The 20,497-nt window shown below is 64.8% G+C and carries 20 protein-coding genes; 8 read left to right on the top strand and 12 right to left on the bottom strand.

The window, feature by feature from the left end; genetic code table 11:
* Window positions 1–304 precede the first annotated feature (304 nt).
* The 4 genes from GDH07_RS28315 to GDH07_RS28300 form a co-directional block, all read right to left on the bottom strand.
* The gene (locus GDH07_RS28315) at window positions 305–1,462 is read right to left on the bottom strand and encodes a glutathionylspermidine synthase family protein (protein ID WP_152899519.1); all 1,158 of its coding nucleotides are present in this window, start codon (window positions 1,460–1,462) and stop codon (window positions 305–307) included.
* Window positions 1,459–2,250 carry a DUF1190 domain-containing protein gene (locus tag GDH07_RS28310; protein ID WP_152899518.1) on the bottom strand — a complete coding sequence of 264 codons (792 nt, stop codon included), beginning with the start codon at window positions 2,248–2,250 and terminating at the stop codon, window positions 1,459–1,461. The genes GDH07_RS28315 and GDH07_RS28310 overlap by 4 nt, the downstream gene beginning before the upstream one ends.
* A gap of 10 nt (window positions 2,251–2,260) precedes the next feature.
* The gene (locus GDH07_RS28305; RefSeq protein WP_022641493.1) at window positions 2,261–2,689 is read right to left on the bottom strand and encodes a DUF350 domain-containing protein; all 429 of its coding nucleotides are present in this window, start codon (window positions 2,687–2,689) and stop codon (window positions 2,261–2,263) included.
* Between the two features lie 104 nt (window positions 2,690–2,793).
* Window positions 2,794–3,360, bottom strand: a complete 567-nt coding sequence (locus GDH07_RS28300; RefSeq protein WP_022641494.1) for a DUF2780 domain-containing protein — start codon at window positions 3,358–3,360, stop codon at window positions 2,794–2,796.
* 211 nt (window positions 3,361–3,571) lie between these two features.
* Between GDH07_RS28300 and GDH07_RS28295 the strand changes: the two genes are divergently transcribed.
* The 4 genes from GDH07_RS28295 to GDH07_RS28280 all read left to right on the top strand — a co-directional run bounded on the left by GDH07_RS28295 (window position 3,572) and on the right by GDH07_RS28280 (window position 6,246).
* Window positions 3,572–4,165 carry a fasciclin domain-containing protein gene (locus GDH07_RS28295; protein WP_152899517.1) on the top strand — a complete coding sequence of 198 codons (594 nt, stop codon included), beginning with the start codon at window positions 3,572–3,574 and terminating at the stop codon, window positions 4,163–4,165.
* A 55-nt stretch (window positions 4,166–4,220) separates the two neighbouring features.
* Window positions 4,221–4,865 carry a sigma-70 family RNA polymerase sigma factor gene (locus GDH07_RS28290; protein WP_425502164.1) on the top strand — a complete coding sequence of 215 codons (645 nt, stop codon included), beginning with the start codon at window positions 4,221–4,223 and terminating at the stop codon, window positions 4,863–4,865.
* On the top strand, window positions 4,862–5,536 hold the full coding sequence (locus tag GDH07_RS28285; RefSeq protein ID WP_152899515.1) for an anti-sigma factor: 675 nt from the start codon (window positions 4,862–4,864) through the stop codon (window positions 5,534–5,536). Before GDH07_RS28290 ends, GDH07_RS28285 begins: the two co-directional genes overlap by 4 nt.
* Window positions 5,537–5,676: 140 nt before the next feature.
* On the top strand, window positions 5,677–6,246 hold the full coding sequence (locus GDH07_RS28280; protein ID WP_152899514.1) for a hypothetical protein: 570 nt from the start codon (window positions 5,677–5,679) through the stop codon (window positions 6,244–6,246).
* Between the two features lie 229 nt (window positions 6,247–6,475).
* Here the strand turns inward: GDH07_RS28280 and fdhA are convergent, their stop codons facing one another.
* From fdhA to GDH07_RS28245, 7 genes are all read right to left on the bottom strand, one after another.
* A complete protein-coding gene (gene fdhA / locus GDH07_RS28275) occupies window positions 6,476–7,675 on the bottom strand; it encodes a formaldehyde dehydrogenase, glutathione-independent (protein WP_031320644.1) in 1,200 nt (399 codons plus the stop codon).
* Between the two features lie 153 nt (window positions 7,676–7,828).
* On the bottom strand, window positions 7,829–8,686 hold the full coding sequence (gene purU / locus GDH07_RS28270; RefSeq protein WP_053134093.1) for a formyltetrahydrofolate deformylase: 858 nt from the start codon (window positions 8,684–8,686) through the stop codon (window positions 7,829–7,831).
* Between the two features lie 117 nt (window positions 8,687–8,803).
* The gene (locus GDH07_RS28265) at window positions 8,804–9,436 is read right to left on the bottom strand and encodes a sarcosine oxidase subunit gamma (protein WP_022641498.1); all 633 of its coding nucleotides are present in this window, start codon (window positions 9,434–9,436) and stop codon (window positions 8,804–8,806) included.
* Between the two features lie 130 nt (window positions 9,437–9,566).
* Entirely contained in the window at window positions 9,567–12,584 is a 3,018-nt protein-coding gene (locus GDH07_RS28260) for a sarcosine oxidase subunit alpha (RefSeq protein WP_152899513.1), read from the bottom strand.
* Window positions 12,581–12,883 carry a sarcosine oxidase subunit delta gene (locus GDH07_RS28255; RefSeq protein ID WP_022641500.1) on the bottom strand — a complete coding sequence of 101 codons (303 nt, stop codon included), beginning with the start codon at window positions 12,881–12,883 and terminating at the stop codon, window positions 12,581–12,583. The genes GDH07_RS28260 and GDH07_RS28255 overlap by 4 nt, the downstream gene beginning before the upstream one ends.
* A gap of 156 nt (window positions 12,884–13,039) precedes the next feature.
* The gene (locus GDH07_RS28250) at window positions 13,040–14,290 is read right to left on the bottom strand and encodes a sarcosine oxidase subunit beta (RefSeq protein WP_022641501.1); all 1,251 of its coding nucleotides are present in this window, start codon (window positions 14,288–14,290) and stop codon (window positions 13,040–13,042) included.
* A gap of 23 nt (window positions 14,291–14,313) precedes the next feature.
* Complete coding sequence (locus GDH07_RS28245) at window positions 14,314–15,567, bottom strand: serine hydroxymethyltransferase (protein ID WP_103325741.1); 1,254 nt, start codon at window positions 15,565–15,567, stop codon at window positions 14,314–14,316.
* A 696-nt stretch (window positions 15,568–16,263) separates the two neighbouring features.
* Between GDH07_RS28245 and GDH07_RS28240 the strand changes: the two genes are divergently transcribed.
* From GDH07_RS28240 to GDH07_RS28230, 3 genes are all read left to right on the top strand, one after another.
* A complete protein-coding gene (locus GDH07_RS28240; protein ID WP_152896689.1) occupies window positions 16,264–16,728 on the top strand; it encodes a multidrug transporter in 465 nt (154 codons plus the stop codon).
* Between the two features lie 34 nt (window positions 16,729–16,762).
* Complete coding sequence (locus GDH07_RS28235) at window positions 16,763–17,587, top strand: SDR family oxidoreductase (RefSeq protein ID WP_022642425.1); 825 nt, start codon at window positions 16,763–16,765, stop codon at window positions 17,585–17,587.
* Between the two features lie 95 nt (window positions 17,588–17,682).
* On the top strand, window positions 17,683–18,750 hold the full coding sequence (locus GDH07_RS28230; protein ID WP_152896688.1) for a sel1 repeat family protein: 1,068 nt from the start codon (window positions 17,683–17,685) through the stop codon (window positions 18,748–18,750).
* Here GDH07_RS28230 and GDH07_RS28225 read toward each other — a convergent pair.
* Complete coding sequence (locus GDH07_RS28225; RefSeq protein ID WP_022642423.1) at window positions 18,736–19,131, bottom strand: DUF3592 domain-containing protein; 396 nt, start codon at window positions 19,129–19,131, stop codon at window positions 18,736–18,738. The genes GDH07_RS28230 and GDH07_RS28225 overlap by 15 nt on opposite strands.
* A gap of 319 nt (window positions 19,132–19,450) precedes the next feature.
* Between GDH07_RS28225 and GDH07_RS28220 the strand changes: the two genes are divergently transcribed.
* Complete coding sequence (locus tag GDH07_RS28220; RefSeq protein WP_152896686.1) at window positions 19,451–20,449, top strand: hypothetical protein; 999 nt, start codon at window positions 19,451–19,453, stop codon at window positions 20,447–20,449.
* Window positions 20,450–20,497: the final 48 nt, after the last annotated feature.

Raw genomic sequence — 20,497 nt, 5'->3', positions numbered from 1 at the left:
TCTTTTTTTATTTTTTGCGGACGAAAAAAAGCCCTCCCGGGGATAACCCCGGGAGAGCTCATTTGCTCTTTGGCATGTACGACCTGGGTGGATCGGCGACATCGACGCTGATGCGCTTTTCCTGATGGGGCTTATCTAAGCGCCGCGCCAGAAACCTTGTCAAGCACCGCGCAACCCCCGGCGCGCCAGCAGGATCGGCCCATGCCAAAAAGAACCCTCTAGCCCGGCACTTGCAGCGCCAGGCTTAGCGGGGATTTTTTTGTAAACGACGACACGCCCCCTGCGAGGCGGTATCGGATAGGGTTCAGTCGAGGATCACATGGGGCAGGAAACGGCTGCTGTCCTTGGTGATCGGCGAGTTGTCCTCGCGAATGCCGATCCCCGCCGGCCGGTCGCCGATCACCCAGCTACCGATCACGGTGTGGTTGCCGGCGAAGTTCGGCAACGGCTGGAACTGCTGGCGAATGCTCGGGCCCGCGCCGTAGGGCCCGGCCTCGCTCAACCGTTCGCCAGCGTTTGTGCGGATCTGCACATTGGCGCCCTCCCGGGAAAAGAACGGCTTGCGTACCCAGCCCGGTTGCAGGTCGCCGGCCGGCTGCTCGTCGATGAACGCCGGCAGTAGGTTCGGATGCCCCGGATGACGTTCCCAGAGCAGGGCCATGGCGCCCTTGTTGGAGAGGATCGCCTTCCATGGCGGCTCGACGAAGCCGGTGCGGCTAGCGGCGATGGCCCGGCCATAGTCTTCGTTGAACATCTGCTCCCATGGATAGAGCTTGAACAGATTGTCGATGAGCGTGCCCTGCAGGTCGACGAAACGCCCGCCAGCATCGAGGCCGATGTCCTCGATATCGATCATCCGCGTGCGCAGGCCGGCCTGGCGGGCGATGTCGCGCAGGTATTCGACGGTGCCCCGGTCTTCCACCGAGCCACGGACCGAGGAAAAGTACAACGGCGAGCCGAAACCGCCCTGCACGAAGGCTTGCAGCAGCTTGTCCTCGATGCTGTTGAACTGGTCGCACCGCGCCGGCAGCTGGCCACGCTGCATCTGCTGTTCGAGCCAGACGTACTGGAAGAAGCTGGCCTCATACAGCGAGGTCGGGGTGTCGTAGTTGGTCTCCAGCAGCTTGGCCGGGCCGTGGCCGTCGTAGCACAGGTCCATGCGGCCATAGAGGTGTGGGTCGCGGCGCTTCCACGAGCTGCGGACCAGCTCGTGGAACGCCTCGGGAATGGCCAGGCGCTGCAGCAGTTCCTCGCTCTCCACCACCTCGGCCACCAGCTCCATGCACAACTCATGCAGCGCCTGGGTCGGGTCCTCCAGGTGCTCCTCGATCTGCCGCAGGCTGAACTGGTAGTAGGCCGACTCGTCCCAATAGGGCTCGCCATCGAAGGTATGGAAGGCGAACCCCAGTCGCTGCGCCGTGGCCTGCCAGTCCGGGCGCGGCGTGCTGTGGACCCGCTTCAAGAACCGAACCCCCAGCTGCTGTGGCCGGAGCTGGAGCTGGAGCCGAAACCGCCGCGACTGACCACCTCATGGGCACCGGAGAAGGAACTGCCCGTGCTGGTGAAGTGCTCGGGGCTGGAGATAGCGAAACGGCCGCTGCTGGCGCCGGGGAAGCTCTTGCCGCCCTCGACCTGCTGGCCGAGGGTACTCAAGCGTTCACCGCCCTGGGCGTCACGCTCCTTGTACAGGCCTTCGGTGAAGTAGCGTGGCTCAGGCGTCGAATCCAGGCCGATCCAGCGCCAGAAACTCGAACCCGAAGAGCTCGAACTGTGACCACCACCACCACCACCACCACCACCACCACCACCACCACCACCACCACTGACCGAGCTACTGCCGCTACTGGAACCGGTGCTACTGGAGCTGCTGTTGGAACTATCGGTCGCCGCCTGCTGCTCGTCCTCTGGAGTAACCGGCACCGTGCGATCAGTGGTCAGGGCGAACCCATAGAACATCGGCACATAGGCCCGGCCATCGCTGGAGATGGTGCAAGCACCCGGCAGGAAATCCGCCTCGCAACGCTTCAGGTCCCAATAACGCGGCCCCTCCTCCTGGCCATATGCCCAGGCATCGTGACGGGCGTCCAGGCAGATATCCATGGGAACCTGCGCCTGGGCGCACTCCTCTGGGGTGCTGAAATGCTGGACCTGGCGCACGACCCGGGTCGCCTGGGGCTGGCCATCACAGGCCGCCAGGGCGAACGGCACGCTGCCCAGCAGTACCAGGCGCACGCTTCTACTGCGTTTCATCGCTGCGCCCTCAGGTCGATGGAGTCATGCAGGCCGCATTCAGCAGGCCGACACCGACGGAAACCGCAGCCACCAGGATCGCCGCGGCGTTCTCCTGGTCGACGATGCGCCGGGACAAGCCCTTGAGCGTCAGGCTCACGGCCAACAGCGCCAGCAACTGCACCACGGCGGCAATCGCCGCCCAGAGCAGGAAGTCGATGATCGAGATGGAGTGGGAAATGGCACTGGCCACCGGGATCGCGAAGCCCAGCAAGGCACCGGCCAGGGCGATGGCCGCCGCACTGTTGCCCTGGCGGATCAGGGCGAATTCGTTATGGGGCGTCAGGCGGGTGTAGATGAAAGCGTAGAGGGCGAAAACCAGAGCCGCGCCCAGCATGTAGAGGGTAAAACCAAGCACCGCATTGGCGGGCAGAGACATCTTCAGTGCATCCATGAACATCGCGTTCGGGCTTCCTTGGAAAACGGGGCGCGAGATATATCACAGGCCCGATTCGCCGAACACTGGAGGATTGGCCCCGGCGCCATGGCACCGGGGCCGTCGCCTTACTTGGCCACGCCCCAGATGCTGCTCAGGCTTTGCAGCAGCGAGCCGCCCACCCCTTGCTGGCCCAGGTACTGCAGGATCACCGGGGCGAATTGCCCGACCATGCCGCTGTCCATGCCCAGGGCGCCGAACGCATTGTTCAGGTCACTGGTGTTCTTGACGTTACCCAGGGCGTTGTCCAGCCCGGCGTTCTGGCCCGACGACTGGCCGAGCAGGCCGCCCAAGGCACCGAGGCTGCCCAGGGCATTGCTGCCCGACAGTTTGTCCAGGCCCGGCACGCTCTTGCTCAGTTGCGAGTAGTCCGAGCCGCTCAGTTGGTTCTTCGCCAGGCCGAGCATGGCGCCGGTGCCGCCGATGGCTTGTTGGGGGGTGACATTGAGCTGCGAACCCAGGGCGCCGAGCAGGCCGGCGGTCTGCGAGGTCGGTGCCGCAGCGGCAGCCTTGTCGCCACCCTGCATGCCGGAAATGGCATTGGCCGCATCGTTCAGGCTGAAACCGCCGGCCAGGGCCGAACCGGCTGCCAGGGTCATCAGGGTAGCCAGGGCGAAACCGCGTGGAATATTCATCGAAACAACCTCATGGGGCGAGAAACCACCCGGAATCGGGTGGCGGGAAAACAGTCGTTGGACTCATGGCGCAGACGAATGTTCCGAGGGACCGCAAGATCCCCGGTTGCTTGAAATCTAGTCGAAAAAAAAAGCATCCAAGAGCCGGTGGTCTGCGTATACCCCACACGGACAGAAATTGTCTGGCCGTACTCTCACAAGGATCACCATCATGAAGCGCAACTCGATCAAAGCCCCCTTGATTGCCAGCCTGTTGAGCCTGACCTTGGGCACTGCCATGGGCCTGGCCAGCGTCCAGGCCGCCGAAATGAACCACGACACCGTCATGGTTGGCGGCCAGGCCATGCTGCCGACCAAGGACATCATCGACAATGCGGTCAATTCCGCCGATCACACCACCCTGGTAGCAGCGGTGAAAGCCGCCGGGCTGGTCCAGACCTTGAAGGGCAAAGGTCCGTTCACCGTGTTCGCCCCTGTCAATTCAGCCTTTGCCGCGCTTCCTGCCGGCACCGTCGACACCCTGCTCAAGCCGGAGAACAAGGCAGCCCTGACCCACGTGCTCACCTACCACGTGGTCGCCGGCAAGCTGGACATGATGGAGCTGTCCAGGCGGATCCAGGCGGGCGGCGGCAAGGCCGAACTGACTACCGTGTCCGGCGGCAAGCTGTGGCTGATGATGAATGGCCCGCACAACATCCAGATCAAGGATGAAAAAGGGAGTGTCGCCGACATCACCACCTATGACGTCAACCAGTCCAACGGTGTGATCCAGGTGATCGACAGGGTGCTCTTGCCCAAAGGCTGAGTCCTGAGTGCCGGCCCCGTCCGTCGGGACCGGTACAGCCATGAGGTGGACGAAGGTGAATGGAACAACGACCGACCCTGGACTAACCTCAGGCTGCATGCCCTGTCGTCGGTCGTCATTCGTCCCCTTCCTGCCTGCCTGGAGAACCGCCATTTCCAGTCTCGACCCAGATCCTCTCAGACACTTGCTGGCCCAGTGCTCACTGGGAGATCGCCGCGCTTTTGAGGCTCTGTACCACAGCGTTGCCCCGCGCCTGCATGGCATTGCGCTGCACTTCATGGGGCGACGGGACCTGGCCGAGGAGGTTCTTCAGGAAAGTTTCGTACGCATCTGGAACAACGCCAGTCACTACCAACCACATCTCTCGGCCCCCATGACCTGGATGATCAACATCACTCGCAACCAGGCCATCGACCAGCTGCGTAAACAACGTGAACGCCCCTTGCAGGATCACGAAGAACAACAGTTGCTGGACGAGACGGCCTCAGCCCACGAACAACTGGACAGTGCCCGGCAAGCCAAGGCCCTGAACCGCTGCCTGGAAAGCCTAGAGGGGATGCAGCGCCAGTCCATTACCGTGGCCTATTTCCGGGGCCTGTCCAGCTCGGAGCTGGCCGAGTACCTGGCTGCGCCCCTGGGCTCGGTGAAGTCCTGGATTCGCCGTGGCATGGAACGCCTGCGCCGGTGCCTGGAATCATGAATTATCAAACCCCTGCGCGACGTCGCGCCCTGGCTGCCGACTACGCCATTGGCCTGATGCGTGGCGCCGCCCGACGGCGTTTCGAGACGCTGTTGCTGGACGATCCGGCACTGCGCCAAGAGCTGGCGAAATGGCAGGAAAGCCTGGGCGTGCTAACAGACGCCTTGCCGGAGAAGGATGTGCCGGAGCGTGTGTGGCACAACATCCAGGCACGCATCGAACCACAGGTACTGCACCTGCCGGACAAGAATCCATTGTGGAAGCGCCTGCGCCTGGCTCTTGCCACCTGTGCCGTGCTGGCAACCTTGTACATCGGCTTTATCCAGCAGCACGACCAGGTGCGCTACAGCGCCACGTTGCTCAGTGCCGAGCAGCAACCGGCATTGCGCATCCTGGCCCACGCCCAGTACCTGCAAGTCGAGCCATTGACCCTCCCGGCGCTGGGTCTGGATCGTAGCCTGGAGCTGTGGGCGATTACCGCCGACGGCAAGCCAATCTCCCTTGGCGTGGTGCCGGTGGGTGGCAAGGGCAGGATCAACCTGGACCAAGCCAAGCGCACTCTGCTGGGCGCGCCAATTGCCCTGGCCGTGAGCCTTGAGCCCTCCGGTGGTTCACCTACCGGGCAACCGACCGGACCGGTGCTGTACCAGGGGCAGTTGGCAGCGCTCTGACGTGCCCCTGTACTGACAGGGCCCCTTGCTGCATCCGGCTTGCCAGCAAAACGGCGCACGGTACACTTCGCACGCCAAAACCAAGGCCATGGTTCCATGTGCCTGGTTCCAGACTGGCCAACGCCGCACGGAAGCGCCCAATGAAACCCATGCTCTATTGCTGCATCCTGCTAGCCCTCACGGCATGCGTGGCCATCTGGCGCATCGGCACCCCGGTCGATAGCGCCTCCTGCCCGGGGTCGCCCGTGGCCTCCGGCCCCTTGAGCGAATTCATCGACCAGTATGTCAACGACAGCCAGGGCGCCGACTGGCGAGACAACGGCGGGCCCCTAGGTATTCTTCAAGACCCGGCGACCCAGGCGATCGTCCAACGGCCCGCGGCCCACTACTGCGAAGCGCTGGCGCTGCTGGCCGACCCGCAGCGCAGCGAGACGCAAAAGGTGCATGCCACGGCCTTGATGCTCGCGCTGCCCATCGATTACTACCTGGGCTGGATGGACGCCACCCACGGGCTGTACCAGCGTGGCGCCATCGGCCAGGCCGTCATGCAGCTGGTGGTGTTCCCAAGGAGTACGGCGCTCGACTACTGGTGGCTGCCGCAATGGCGTTCGCGTTTCCAGCGCGATGCACCGGGCTTGTATGACCCGGCCTTCGTCAGCCAGGTGCTCAACGGACAGCACTGGTTCAGCTATCCCGGCCAAGGCTATTGATCCTGTGGCCGGAATGAACTGGCGACAACCTCGCTTCGTGTAGCCGCTGCCGCAGGCCGCGCACGGCACGGGCCGCCAGGCCGGAGTCCAGGGTGTGACTGATGCAACGTAGGGGTGGTTGGCGAGCGCTGCGCCCCCGTACGCAGCCTCGCTGGTGCTCGACAGCGGCTACAGGGTTCGGCAACGAAAAAGGGCGACCGTGGGTCGCCCTTTGTCGCTATCGCAGGGTTCAGGCCGCGCTGAACAGCTTGTGCGGGTCGATGACGAATTTCTTCGGCACGCCGGCATCGAACTCGCCGTAGCCACGTGGCGCGTCGTCGAGGCTGATGACCTGCACGCCCACCACTTCGGCGATGTTGATCCGGTCCCACATGATGGCTTGCATCAACTGGCGGTTGTACTTCATCACCGGGGTCTGGCCGGTATGGAAGCTATGGGACTTGGCCCAGCCCAGGCCGAAGCGAATGCTCAGGCTGCCCAGCTTGGCGGCGGCATCCACCGCGCCCGGATCTTCGGTGACGTACAGCCCGGGAATACCGATCTTGCCCGCCACCCGCACCACGCCCATCAGCGAGTTGAGCACGGTGGCCGGAGCCTCGTGCTGGGCACCGGCATGACCATGGCCACGGGCTTCGAAGCCCACCGCATCCACCGCACAATCCACTTCCGGCTCGCCCAGCAAGGCGGCGATCTGCTCGTGCAGCGGGGTGTCCTTGGACAGGTCGGCGATCTCGAAGCCCTGGGCCTTGGCATGGGCCAGGCGCACCGGGTTGACGTCACCGACGATCACCACTGCCGCCCCCAGCAGGCGCGCGGAAGCCGCCGCTGCCAGGCCCACCGGGCCAGCACCGGCCACATACACAGTGCTACCGGGGCCGACACCGGCGGTCACCGCGCCGTGGTAGCCGGTAGGCAGGATGTCGGACAGGCAGGTCAGGTCGCGGATCTTCTCCATGGCCTTGTCGCGATCCGGCAGCTTCAGCAGGTTGAAGTCGGCATAAGGCACCAGTACGTACTCGGCCTGGCCACCGGTCCAGTCACCCATGTCGACGTAGCCATAGGCACCGCCGGCGCGGGCCGGGTTGACGGTCAGGCAGACCCCGGTGTGCTGCTCCTTACAGGAACGGCAGCGCCCGCAAGCCACGTTGAACGGCACCGAGACCAGGTCGCCGATCTTCAGGTTCTCGACGTCGCTGCCCTTCTCGATCACCTCGCCGGTGATCTCATGGCCCAGCACCAGGCCGACCTGGGCGGTGGTACGGCCACGGACCATGTGCTGGTCCGAACCGCAGATGTTGGTGGAAACCACGCGCAGGATGACACCGTGCTCGATCTTCCTGCCGCGTGGGTCCTGCATTTTCGGATAGTCGATCTTCTGTACCTCGACCTTGCCGCTGCCCAGATACACCACACCACGATTACCAGACATGCTTGTCACCTCTGTAGTTGTTGTTGTGACGAAAGTGGAGCCAGCTTCAAGCGGCAAGCTTCGAGCCGCAAGAAGAGTACACACCGCGTTCTTGCGGCTTGGAGCGTGTCGCTTTTTTGCTTATCGCCTCTCGCTTGCAGCTTGAGGCTTGGTTTAAAGCACTACCGTGCGGTTGCCGTTGAGGAACACCCGGCGCTCGATGTGGTAACCCACCGCCCGGGCGAGGGTCAGGCATTCGATATCGCGGCCCTTGGCGATCAGGTCCTCGGGATAGTAGCTGTGGTCCACCACCTCCACGCCCTGGGCGATGATCGGGCCCTCGTCCAGATCGTTGTTGATGTAGTGGGCGGTGGCCCCCACCAGCTTCACGCCCTTGTTGTAGGCCTGGTGGTAGGGCTTGGCACCCTTGAACCCCGGCAACAGCGAGTGGTGGATGTTGATCGCCTTGCCGTCGAGCTTGCGACACAGGTCCGGCGACAGCACCTGCATGTAGCGGGCGAGGATCACCAATTCGGCGCCGGACGCCTCGATCACCTGCCACACCTGGCGCTCCTGGCCTGGCTTGTCGTTGGGGTCGAGGGGGAAATGGTGATAGGGAATCTGATGCCAGTCGGCCAGGGGCTTGAGGTCCGGGTGGTTGGACACCACCGCCACCACGTCCATGGGCAACTGACCGATGCGCTGGCGATAGAGCAGGTCGTTGAGGCAGTGATCGGCCTTGGAGACCATGATCACCACCTTTGGCCGGTAATGCGGGGCCGTCAGCTCGAAGTTCATCTCGAAAGCCCTGGCGCGCTCGGCCAGCCCCTCGCGAAAGCCCTGCTCGTCGAGGCCATCGGGCTGGCGGAACTCCACGCGAATGAAGAACCGCCCCGAGAGCCGGTCGTCGAAGGAGTGGTGCTCGGTGACGTAGCAGCCCTGCTCGAACAGGAAGCGGGTCACCGCGTCCACCGTGCCGAGCACGCTGGGGCAGTCGGCGGTCAAGATCCATGTGTCGGGGGCGCGGCTCATGCTGGACAACTCCTGTTCTTGATAGGCAACCGCTACGCGGTCGAATCGCGGGCAGCCTCGCTCCTACAATCCCGCCGCAGGTGCGAGGCGTGCCCGCGACAAGGGCTTAGCAGGCTGCTAGGCCTGAACGCTGAGGCCGTATTCGGCGGCGGCATCCTGCAACCACAGCCACCAGTAGTCTGAGAAGCTGCGGCGCACCAGCAGTTCCCAGGTTTCCTCACCGGTGCGGCGGATCACCAGCTGCGACTTGGCGAACACCGTGCCCACCGCCTTGCCCACCGGGAAGTTGCTGGGGTGCACGTCGTAGCTGGTGGACTTCATCAGCACCCGCCGCACATCGGGGCCGGACAGTTCGAGAATCTGCTGGCCACCGCTGACGTTGACGATCTGGATATGCAACTCGCCCAGGGCCTCGCGCAGCTTCTGCTCGGCGGCGAATTCCTCGCCACCGGGCACGATCAACAGCCACTCGTCCGGTCCCAGCCATTGCAGGCTGGTCTCGCCCTTGCTCACCAGGGTCAAAGCGGCCGGCAGTTCCAGGCCCAGGGCCTTGTGCACCCCCGCGGCGAAGGCCGGGTCATGGCCATCGCCACGCAGGGTCAGGTGGCCGAGGAATTTCTTCTCGCGCAGGATCACCCCGGCGTTCTTGCGGCCCTTGCCCACCAGACCCGGCAGGTCGGCGTGGTGCAATGGCGATTGGGCCTTGGCTTCGTCGTTCGGGCGCTGTTGGTAAACGTTGACTGCGGTCATAGAGCACCTATCTGCAAATTCTTGCATCACACCCGTAGGGGCGGAGCTTGCCGGCGATGAGCACATCGCGCTCTGGCTGAGGCACCGCGCTTACCTTTTCGCGGGCAAGCCTCGCTCCTACGGGATCTGGTTAGACGTTCTGCCGATCGCCCTTGGGATCGAAGAACACCGAAGAAACGATTTCCGCCTCGATCACCCGGCCATCGGCCAGGGGCGCGAAGACCCGCTCGCCCATGCGCTTGAGGCCACCCTTGACCACCGCCAGGGCGAAGGAATACCCCAGGGAGTTGTGGGCGTAGCTGGAAGTCACGTGACCGACCATGCTCATGGGGATCGCCTGCTTGGGGTTGAACACCAGCTGCGCGCCCTCGGGCAGCCACTGGGTCGGGTCCAGCGGCTTGAGGCCCACCAGTTGCTTGCGTTCCTCGCGCACGCAGTCCTCGCGGTTCATCCCGCGCCAACCGATCCACGAGAACGGCTTGGTACGGCCCACGCACCAGCCCATGTTCAGATCGTCAGGGGTCATGGAGCCGTCGGTGTCCTGGCCGACGATGATGAAGCCCTTCTCGGCCCGCAGCACGTGCATGGTCTCGGTGCCGTAAGGGGTCAGGTTGTATTTCTTGCCCGCCTCGACGATCTGCTCCAGCACGCCCATGGCGTAGTTGGCCTGGACGTTGACCTCATAGGACAGCTCGCCGGTGAACGAAATCCGGAACACCCGGGCCGGCACGCCGCCCACCAGGCCTTCCTTCCAGGTCATGAACGGGAAGCCGTCCTTGTCCAGGTCGATGTCGGTCACTTCGCTGAGCAGCTTGCGGCTATTGGGGCCCGACAGGGTCAGGGTGGCCCAGTGGTCGGTGACCGAGGTGAAGTACACCTTCAGCTCCGGCCATTCGGTCTGCTGGTAGATCTCCAGCCATTGCAGCACGCGGGCCGCGCCACCGGTGGTGGTGGTCATCAGGAAGTGGTTGTCGGCCAGGCAGGCGGTGACGCCGTCGTCGAAGACCATGCCGTCTTCCTTGCACATCAGGCCGTAGCGGGCCTTGCCCACGTCGAGCTTGGTCCAGGCGTTGGTGTAGATGCGGTTGAGGAATTCACGGGCATCCGGCCCCTGGATATCGATCTTGCCCAGGGTCGAGGCGTCCAGCAGGCCGACGCTGTCGCGCACCGCCTGGCATTCGCGCTTGACCGCGGCATGCAGGTCTTCGCCGTTCTTCGGGAAGTACCAGGGCCGCTTCCACTGGCCGACGTCCTCGAACTTGGCGCCGTTCTGCACATGCCAGGCATGCAGCGCGGTAAAGCGCACCGGCTCGAAGATATGCCCGCAATGACGCCCGGCCACGGCGCCGAAGGTGATCGGCGTGTAGTTCGGGCGGAACATGGTGGTGCCCATCTGCGGGATGCTGACGTTCAGCGAACGGGCGGCGATGGCCAGGCCGTTGACGTTGCCCAGCTTGCCCTGGTCGGTGCCGAAGCCCAGGGCGGTGTAGCGCTTGACGTGCTCCACCGACTCGAAGCCCTCGCGGGTCGCCAGTTCGATGGCGGCGGCGGTGACGTCGTTCTGCAGGTCGACGAACTGCTTGGGCGCCCGTGCGGTGCCTTTTTCATGGGGCACCTGGAATAGCGCCAGGGTGGGTTCTTCATGCCGGGCCAGGGCCTTGGGCAACACACCCTCGACTACCTGGAACCCAGCCTCGCTGGCCGCGCGCACGCCGCCTTCGAAACCATCGGCCAGGGAGTCGCCCAGGCTGTAGACACCATTGATGCCGCCCACGCACACGCGCTTCTGCGGCGCTTCGCCCGGCACGAAACCGAGGATGTCTTCGCGCCATACCGGCTTGCCGCCCAGGTGCGAAGCCAGGTGCACCACCGGGCTGTAGCCGCCGGAGCTGGCGATCAGGTCGCAGTCGAGCCACTCGCCGGGGCTGGTGACCTTGTGCGCCTTGACGTCGATGGCCGCCACCCGGGCGCCGGTCACGTGCTTGCTGCCGCGCGCCTCGATCACCGCGCTGGACGTCAGGATGCGAATGCCCTTGGCCCGCGCTTCCTCCACCAGGGCGCCACGGGGGTTGTGCCGGGCATCGGCGATGGCCACCACTTGCAGGCTGGCGTCGAGCCAGTCCAGGGCCACGCGATAGGCATGGTCGTTGTTGGTGGACAGCACCAGCTTCTTGCCCGGGGCCACGCCGTAGCGACGCACGTAGGTGGAAACCGCGCCCGCGAGCATGTTGCCCGGCACGTCGTTGTTGCCGTACACCAGCGGCCGCTCGTGGGCGCCGGTGGCCAGCACCACACGCTTGGCTCGCACCCGGTGGATGCGCTGGCGCACCTGGCCGATGGGCGCACGGTCTCCCAGGTGGTCGGTGAGGCGTTCGTGAATGGTCAGGAAGTTGTGGTCGTGATAGCCGTTGACCGTGGCCCGTGGCAGCAGGATCACTTCCGGCAGGGCCTTGAGCTCGGCCAGGGCGCTGGCCACCCACTCGGCGGCAGGCTTGCCGTCCAGGCTCTCGCGGCTGTCCAGCAGGCTGCCGCCGAACTCTTCCTGCTCATCGGCGAGGATCACCCGCGCACCGCTGCGAGCGGCGGCCAGGGCGGCGGCCAGGCCCGCAGGCCCGGCACCGACTACCAGCACGTCGCAGTGGTGGTTCATGTTGTCGTAGCTGTCCGGATCGTTCTCGGTGGGCGAGCGGCCCAGGCCTGCGGCCTTGCGGATGTACTTCTCGTAGGTCATCCAGAACGACTGCGGATACATGAAGGTCTTGTAGTAGAAGCCCGGCGGCATCAGCTTGCCGCCGACCTTGCCGAGAATCCCCATCATGTCGTTGTTGACGCTGGGCCAGCCGTTGGTGCTGGTGGCCACCAGGCCCTGGTACAGCGCCTGCTGGGTGGCCCGCACGTTGGGGACCTGGGTCGCTTCGGTGGCGCCGATCTGCAGCACCGCGTTGGGCTCCTCGCAACCGGCGGCGAAGATGCCCCGGGGCCGCGAGTACTTGAAGCTGCGGCCGATGATATCGACCCCGTTGGCCAGCAGCGCCGAGGCCAGGGTGTCGCCCTCGAAGCCCTTGTAGCTCTGGCCGTTGAAGGTGAAGGTCAGGACCTTGTTGCGGTCGATGCGTCCGCCGTTGGACAGGCGATTGGTCTGGCTCATACCTTCTCTCCCGCGGCCTTGGCGGTGAATTGCGGCTTGGTACCGATCTTGTAGGTTTCGAGGATTTCGTAGGTCACGGTGTCGCGGGTGGCGTTGAAGTACTGGCGGCACCCGGCGGCATGGATCCACAGCTCGTGGTGCAGGCCACGGGGGTTGTCACGGAAGAACATGTAGTCGCCCCACTGCTCGTCGGTGCAGGCATTGGGGTCCAGCGGCCGAGGGATATGGGCCTGGCCGGACGAATGGAATTCCTCTTCGGAGCGCAGCTCGCCGCAGTGAGGACAGAAGATGTGCAACATGGGGTTTCTCCTCTAAAGCGCCGTGAAAACGTAGCGAGCGAAGGCAAGACAAGGCAAAAACAGGGGAGAAAGCGGAGCTTAGTTTACTAAGTGAGCATTTCGAGCCTGTTTTTAACGCGGTATTGCCGAGCGCAGTAGTTTTCACGGGGCCTTTAGTTAGTGGGCGACGGCCGCAGCGCCATGTTCGTCAATGAGGGCGCCGTTGTGGAAACGGTCGATGGAGAACGGCGCGGCCAGCGGATGCATCTCGCCCTTGGCCAGGCTGGCGGCGAACACGTTGCCCGAGCCCGGGGTGGCCTTGAAGCCGCCGGTACCCCAGCCACAGTTGAAGAACATGTTCGGCACCGGGGTCTTGGAAATGATCGGGCAGGCGTCCGGGCTGGTATCGACGATGCCGCCCCACTGGCGGTTCATGCGCACCCGGGAAAGGATCGGGAACATCTCGACGATGGCCTGGATGGTGTGCTCGATCACCGGATAGGAACCGCGCTGGCCATAACCGACCCAGCCGTCGATGCCGGCGCCGATCACCAGGTCGCCCTTGTCGGACTGACTGATGTAGCCGTGCACCGCGTTGGACATGATCACGCTGTCGATAATCGGCTTGATCGGCTCCGATACCAGCGCTTGCAGCGGGTGCGACTCGATCGGCAGGCGAAAGCCCGCCAGCTTGGCCATGTGCCCGGAGTTACCGGCGGTGACCACGCCCACGCGCTTGGCCCCGATGAAGCCCTTGGTGGTCTCGACGCCGATGCAGGCGCCGTTTTCCTTGCGAAAGCCGATCACTTCGGTCTGCTGGATCAGGTCCACGCCCAGGGCGTCGGCGGCCCGGGCGAAACCCCAGGCCACGGCATCGTGACGGGCCACGCCGCCACGGCGCTGGACGGTAGCGCCGAGGATCGGATAACGGGTGTTCTTCGAGCAGTCCAGGTAGGGAATCTCGTCCGCCACCTGCTGGGTGTTGAGCAGCTCGCCATCGATGCCGTTGAGGCGGTTGGCGCTGACCCGGCGCTCGGAGTCACGGATGTCCTGCAGGGTGTGGCACAGGTTGTAGACCCCGCGCTGGGAGAACATCACGTTGTAGTTCAGGTCCTGGGACAGGCCTTCCCAGAGCTTCATCGCATGCTCGTAGAGCTGCGCCGACTCATCCCACAGGTAGTTGGAACGCACGATGGTGGTGTTGCGCGCGGTGTTGCCGCCGCCCAGCCAGCCCTTCTCCACCACCGCGACGTTGGTGATGCCGTGTTCCTTGGCCAGGTAATAGGCCGTGGCCAGGCCATGGCCGCCACCGCCGACGATGACCACGTCGTAGACCTTCTTCGGGGTCGGCGTGCGCCACATGCGCTGCCAGTTTTCATGGTGGCTGAGAGAGTGCTTGAAGAGGCCGAAGCCCGAGTAGCGTTGCATAGTCATTGCTCCAATGGCGGCTCTCAGCGGTAGACCGGGAAATCGGCGCACAGGGTCGCCACCTGGCGGGCGACATTGGCCTCGACATCGGCATCGCCGAGGTGATCGAGGATGTCGCAGATCCAGCCGGCCAGCTCGGTGCACTGGGCGACCTTGAAGCCACGGGTGGTGACCGCCGGGGTACCGATGCGCAGGCCGGAGGTGACGAACGGCGACTGCGGGTCGTTGGGCACGGCGTTCTTGTTCACGGTGATATGGGCGCGGCCCAGGGCGGCATCGGCATCCTTGCCGGTCAGGCCCTGGCGGATCAGGCTGACCAGGAACAGATGGTTATCGGTGCCGCCGGACACTACATCGTAGCCACGTTTGACGAACACGCCGGCCATGGCCTGGGCGTTGTCGATCACCTGCTTCTGGTAGGCCTTGAAGCCAGGCTCCAGGGCCTCCTTGAAGCACACCGCCTTGGCGGCGATCACATGCATCAGCGGGCCACCCTGGGCGCCGGGGAACACCGCGGCGTTGAGCTTCTTCTCGATCTCCTCGTTGGCCTTGGCCAGGATCAGCCCGCCACGGGGACCGCGCAGGGTCTTGTGGGTGGTGGTGGTGACCACGTCGGCGAACGGGATCGGGTTGGGATACAAGCCGGCAGCCACCAGCCCGGCAACGTGGGCCATGTCGACGAACAGCAGCGCCCCGACCTTGTCGGCGATCTGCCGGAAGCGCGGGAAATCCAGGGTCTTGGAATAGGCCGAGAAGCCGGCGACGATCATCTTCGGCTGGTGCTCCACGGCCAGGCGCTCGACCTCGTCGTAGTCGATCAGCCCGGTGTTGGTGTCGATCCCGTATTGCACCGCGTTGTACAGCTTGCCCGAGGACGACACCTTGGCCCCGTGGGTCAAGTGCCCGCCGTGGGCCAGGCTCATGCCGAGGATGGTGTCGCCAGCCTGCAGCAAGGCCAGGTACACGGCGCTGTTGGCCGACGAACCGGAATGCGGCTGGACGTTGGCGTAGTCGGCGCCGAACAACTGCTTGGCCCGCTCGATGGCCAGGGCCTCGACCTTGTCCACATGCTCGCAACCGCCGTAGTAGCGCTTGCCCGGGTACCCTTCGGCGTACTTGTTGGTCAAGCCGCTGCCCTGGGCCTGCATCACTCGCTTGCTGGTGTAGTTCTCCGACGCAATCAGCTCGATGTGGTCTTCCTGGCGCTGCTCCTCGGCATTGATCGCCGCCAGCAGTGCATCGTCGTAGCCCTGGATCTGGTCTTGCTTGCTGAACATCACGTCTCTCCCAGCGGCGGCGCTGCGCCTTTCGTCTCGGTGAGGCCAGCCCTGAAGCTGCGCCCTTTGGATGCGATGGTATGACCGCCACGCAGAGCCCAGATGCCTATGGACGCCACGCAAAGATGCGTTTACGACATACCCCGACGCCCACAGACAAATGCACCGGACAAAGGCTCTAGCCCGAGCCTCCCACCCCCACGCCCCACGGCCGCTACGCGCCCGTACGCAGCCTTTGGCAGCGGCTACACGAAGCGCACCACACCCCGCGATGCGCCGCCCGGTAGGGCGCGCCGTGGGGCTGGTGATCTTGACCCACCCGCCCCCTGGGGAGGCCGAGTGCAGGTGCTTATCAGGGGAATGGCGCGCAGCGCCCCTCGACGCAGTCGAGGACATCGCTGGAAGCGATGCCCCCTGAGAAGTACCGGAACGAGGGAACCCGAGCGCAGCGAGCGGCCGGACGTGGGGGCAAGACCTTTTGGTTCCTTTTGTCTGGGCCGGCACCCCGGGCGACTGACAAAAGGGACTCGCCGTAAGGGCGAAACCGCCAGCCGCCACACCCGCAGCAACGGATATGTACACAAAACCCAAAGAGCCCGGGCCGGCTATCAGGCCGCCCCGCCCCACAACCCCCACCATCGCCAACCCCACCTACGCTTAGGTAGGATGCACCCACATTCCCCAGAGGTTCGCGTCATGTTCATCGGCGTTCTGCTGATCATCACCTGGCTGGTCCTGCTCCTGCGCTACCCCGCCAAGGCCGTCCCGGTGTCCCTGGCCGCCGCCTGCGGCCTGGCCCTGGTGGCCGGCTGGGTGGTCTGGCTGGACAACCGCGAAGCCCAGCAGCTGGCGCGCCTGGAACTGCGCCTGACCTACGCCCCCGAACACTGCCCCGCCGACCGCCCGCTACAGGTCAAGCTCAACAACGGCAACAAAGTCCCCCTGACCGAACTGCGCTGGCGCGTCGCCGCTTACGCCCCGGGCGACACGGTGAACCTCGCCGACAACCAGTACAGCGCCCCACGCTATCGCGGCCCCGGAGAATTGCAGGCCGGCGCTAGCTGGCAGGACTGCCTGCCCCTGCCACCGCTACGCCCGGGCTATCGCCCGCAAACCCTGGAGTTTCGCGCCGAGCGTTTACAGGGTAGTTTCTCTCGCTGATCCCCTTCCCATCGCCCAGCACAAGGACCGCGCCATGCCCGTAGCGTTGATCACCGGTTGTTCCAGCGGCATCGGCCGCGCCCTGGCAGATGCCTTCAAACAGGCCGGCTACACCGTCCTGCCCAGCGCCCGCAAGGCCGAGGACGTCGCCGCCCTGCAAGCCGCCGGCTTCCACGCGGTGCAGCTGGACGTGAATGACGGCGCGGCCCTGGCCGCCCTGGCCGAGGACATCAACCAACAGCACGGCGGCCTCGATGTGCTGATCAACAACGCCGGCTACGGCGCCATGGGCCCGCTGCTCGATGGCGGCGTGGAGGCCATGCAGCGCCAGTTCGAAACCAACGTGTTCGCAGTGGTCGGGGTGACCCGCGCGCTGTTCCCGGTGCTGCGCCGCAGCCGTGGCCTGGTGGTGAATATCGGCAGTGTGTCCGGGGTGCTGGTCACGCCATTTGCCGGCGCCTATTGCGCCTCGAAAGCCGCGGTGCACGCCTTGAGCGATGCCCTGCGCATGGAGCTGGCACCGTTCGGCATCAAGGTCATGGAAGTGCAGCCCGGGGCCATCGCCTCCAGCTTTGCCAAGAACGCCGGGCATGAAGCCGAACAACTGCTCAACGAACAATCGCCCTGGTGGCCGCTGCGCGAGGGCATCCGCTCCCGGGCCAAGGCCTCTCAGGACAAGCCGACCCCGGCCAGCGAGTTCGCCGCCGGCCTGCTCAAGGCCGTGCAACAGCCCAACCCGCCGCGCCTGGTCCGCCTGGGCAACGGCAGCCGCGCCCTGCCGCTACTGGCCAACCTTTTGCCCAAGGGCTTGCTGGAGAAGGGGCTGATGAAGCGCTTCGGCCTGGCCGCCAAGCTCTGACGCTGCCGAGTCTTAACAACTCACCCGGCGCTTGTGCGTACCAGCCACGCGCCAGGACACGCCATGCCCTTGATCGATCCCCCAGAGACTAGCCATTGAACTGTCGTAGTGCCCTGCCGCTGGCCCTGTTCACCTTGCTGACCGGCTGCGAACTCTCCTCGCCAGACGAAAAACTGGACCAGAGCCTGCCCGATCTCGGCCTGGAGCAGATCCTGCCCAAGGCCGAGGCCAATGCGTATTGCACGGCGGACATGGACAGCGAATTGCTGTTCGGCATCGGCCGCCTGCTGATCGATGAAGACCAGGAAAGCCATGGCGTGCTGCGCACCCAGTTCGCCAGCGAAGAAGTGCAAATGGCCAGGAGCTGCCTGGCCATGGCCGCCCCCCGCTACACCCGCAGCCTTTGCAGCTTGGCCATGGTCACCGCCGAGCGCCCCAACGTCTATGCCAAAAGCGAGGCGTTCAACTACATCGCCTATGCCGCCAAGAGAAACGAAGGCTGCGCGCAGTGGGCGCTGTACGACATCTACAGCATCGGCAAATTGAAGCAGCCACCCGACAAGGCCCTGGCCATGGCCTGGCTCGAACGCTCGGCGCGGCACGGCGCACTCGAGGCGCAGGAGGAAATGCTCAGCCAGAGCAAGAAGCAGAACAAGCTGGCGTTGGCCTATGCCTGGGCCAGGGTGCTGGGCGATGCCGAGAACCTCGAGCCGCTGAAGCAGGCCATGAGCCCGGCACAAATCGCCGAAGGCGAGCAGCACTACCAGCAGCTACTCGCTCAGTTGCCACCACTGGAGCTGCGCAAAAAGGCCGATCGCAAGGAGCTGATCGCCCTGCACATGGCCGACGTCTACATGAACCACCCCCAGGCATTCGAGGGCCTGTCGCCCTTGCAGCGTCGGCAGTTCATGGCCAACGTGGTGGATGCCCTGGAGCCCAATCCGGACTTCCAGAAGCGCCGCCAGCTCTACGCCTACGTACTGATTGCCCGGCAAGCCAACCTCACGGGCCCCGCCGTGAACCTGTGGCAAGACCCGGCGCTGCACACCCTGCTGGTCAACGAAAAACTCGGCCTGGAGGACACCGTGGCCCGGGGCCTGGCCATCCTGGCCAAGCGCAACCCCGACAACGCCGCGGCCGCAGGCCATTCAGAGGCCAAATAACATGCCCAGCGCCACCAGGGTCCCAATGCTCAGCAACGAGGCAAAGTACAGCTGGGTCCAGGTATCGGGGATGACCTCGGCGGGGTTGGCGGGGTTATAGAACACCCCCACCGTATCGCCCACCTGGGAGTCGGAAAATTCACTGCCGAACGTGTGGGTCAGCACACTACCATCGGCGACCACATAGGACACCGTTCGGGTCGAGTGATAGCTGTGACCGCTCTGCACCCCGACCATCCGTGACCGGCTGACGCCGACTACCTGGGCAGGGGCATAGACACCGGTCACCCTGAGGGCAAAATAATCCCAGCCCGAATCATAGGCACCCGCCCCACAGGCCAGCATCACCAGGAAGATCAACACCTTGCCGACATAACGCACCCGCGCACTCCTTGCTCGTTCGATCTGCCGGCCCTCTTTCCACTCAAGAACCGGCACCAAAGGGTGGCGAATATATAGATCCGCCTCATGGCGAGGCAAATGCCCCATGCCCTTCAGGCCGCACGCAAACTCCGAGTGCGACGGTCCAGGTTGTAGCCCGGCGCAATCTTAGTAGAATGCGCGCACTCAAGGCCCCGGGCCTCGATCAAGCCGCATGGAATCGCTGGCGTCTCAAGCACGGAACTGCTGAAGCTGCCCCTCCCGCCCTTTCCTGCCCGCCCATGCGCTACTTCGCCCAAAGCAGACCAGGAATCCGTCATTGAAGCCCCAACACTTGCTGCCACTGGCCCTGGCCACCTTGCTCATCGGCTGTGGCGAACCGTCGCCGGACGAAGCGCTGAACGCGACCCTGCCCAAGGTCGGCCTCGACCAGTTGCTGCCCCAAGCCACGCCCAACCAGTACTGCACCACCCAGCTGGACAGCGAGCTGCTGTTCGGCCTCGGCTACCAGCTGTACGACCACGACCAACCCGAGCTGGCGCGCAGTTGCCTGATCATGGCCGCGCCCAGCTACGACCGGGCGTTGTGCTACCTGGCGAAGATCGCGGAGCAAGACAGCACCAAGGACAGTGCCGAGCGTGATCGCGAGGCCTTTGGCTACATGGCCTACTCGGCACGCAAGAACGACTCCTGCGCCGAATTCGGCATGTTCCAGAACTTCACCTTCGGGATGCGCGGGCAAACCCCGGACACCGCCCTGGGCCTGCGCTGGCTGGAGCGCTCGGCGCGCCATGGCGACACCGACGCCCAGCAGACCCTGGTGCGCCTGCATACCAACAAGGGCAACCTGGCCCTGGCCTACAGCTGGGCCAGGGCCCTGGACGACCAGCAGAAGATCCTGGCCCTGAAGCAGAAGATGAGCGCGCAGCAACTGGGCGAAGGCGAGCAGGAGTACCAGCGGCTGAGCCCACAGCTGACCAGCCAGGACAGCGTGCGCCAGCAAAACCGCGAACAGAACATCGCGCTGTATACAGCGGGCGTCTATCAACTGCGCCCCACGGCCTTCGAGGGCATGCCGGCAGCCGAGCGCCATGCCTTCATGGACCGGGCCCTGAGCCGGGTCAGCGCGCTCCCTGCGTTCACCAACCGGCTGCAGCTCTATACCTACGCGATCATCGCCCGCCAGGCGCAGCTGCGGGACCCGCAACTGGACATCCTGCAAAACCCCCAGGTCCTGGCCCTGTTGCAGAACCCCGACCTGGACCTGGAACCGACCGTGACCCAGGCCCTGGCGATCCTTGCGCCAAGCGGCTCATAGGCTGCACGGCGCCATTGTCTTTTCTCCATCACCGACCAGGGAACATCC

The organism is Pseudomonas piscis, from assembly GCF_009380155.1.
Classification (GTDB): domain Bacteria; phylum Pseudomonadota; class Gammaproteobacteria; order Pseudomonadales; family Pseudomonadaceae; genus Aquipseudomonas; species Aquipseudomonas piscis.
Note: the sequence above shows the minus strand (reverse complement) of the source record. Positions and strands in the feature narration are given on the sequence as shown.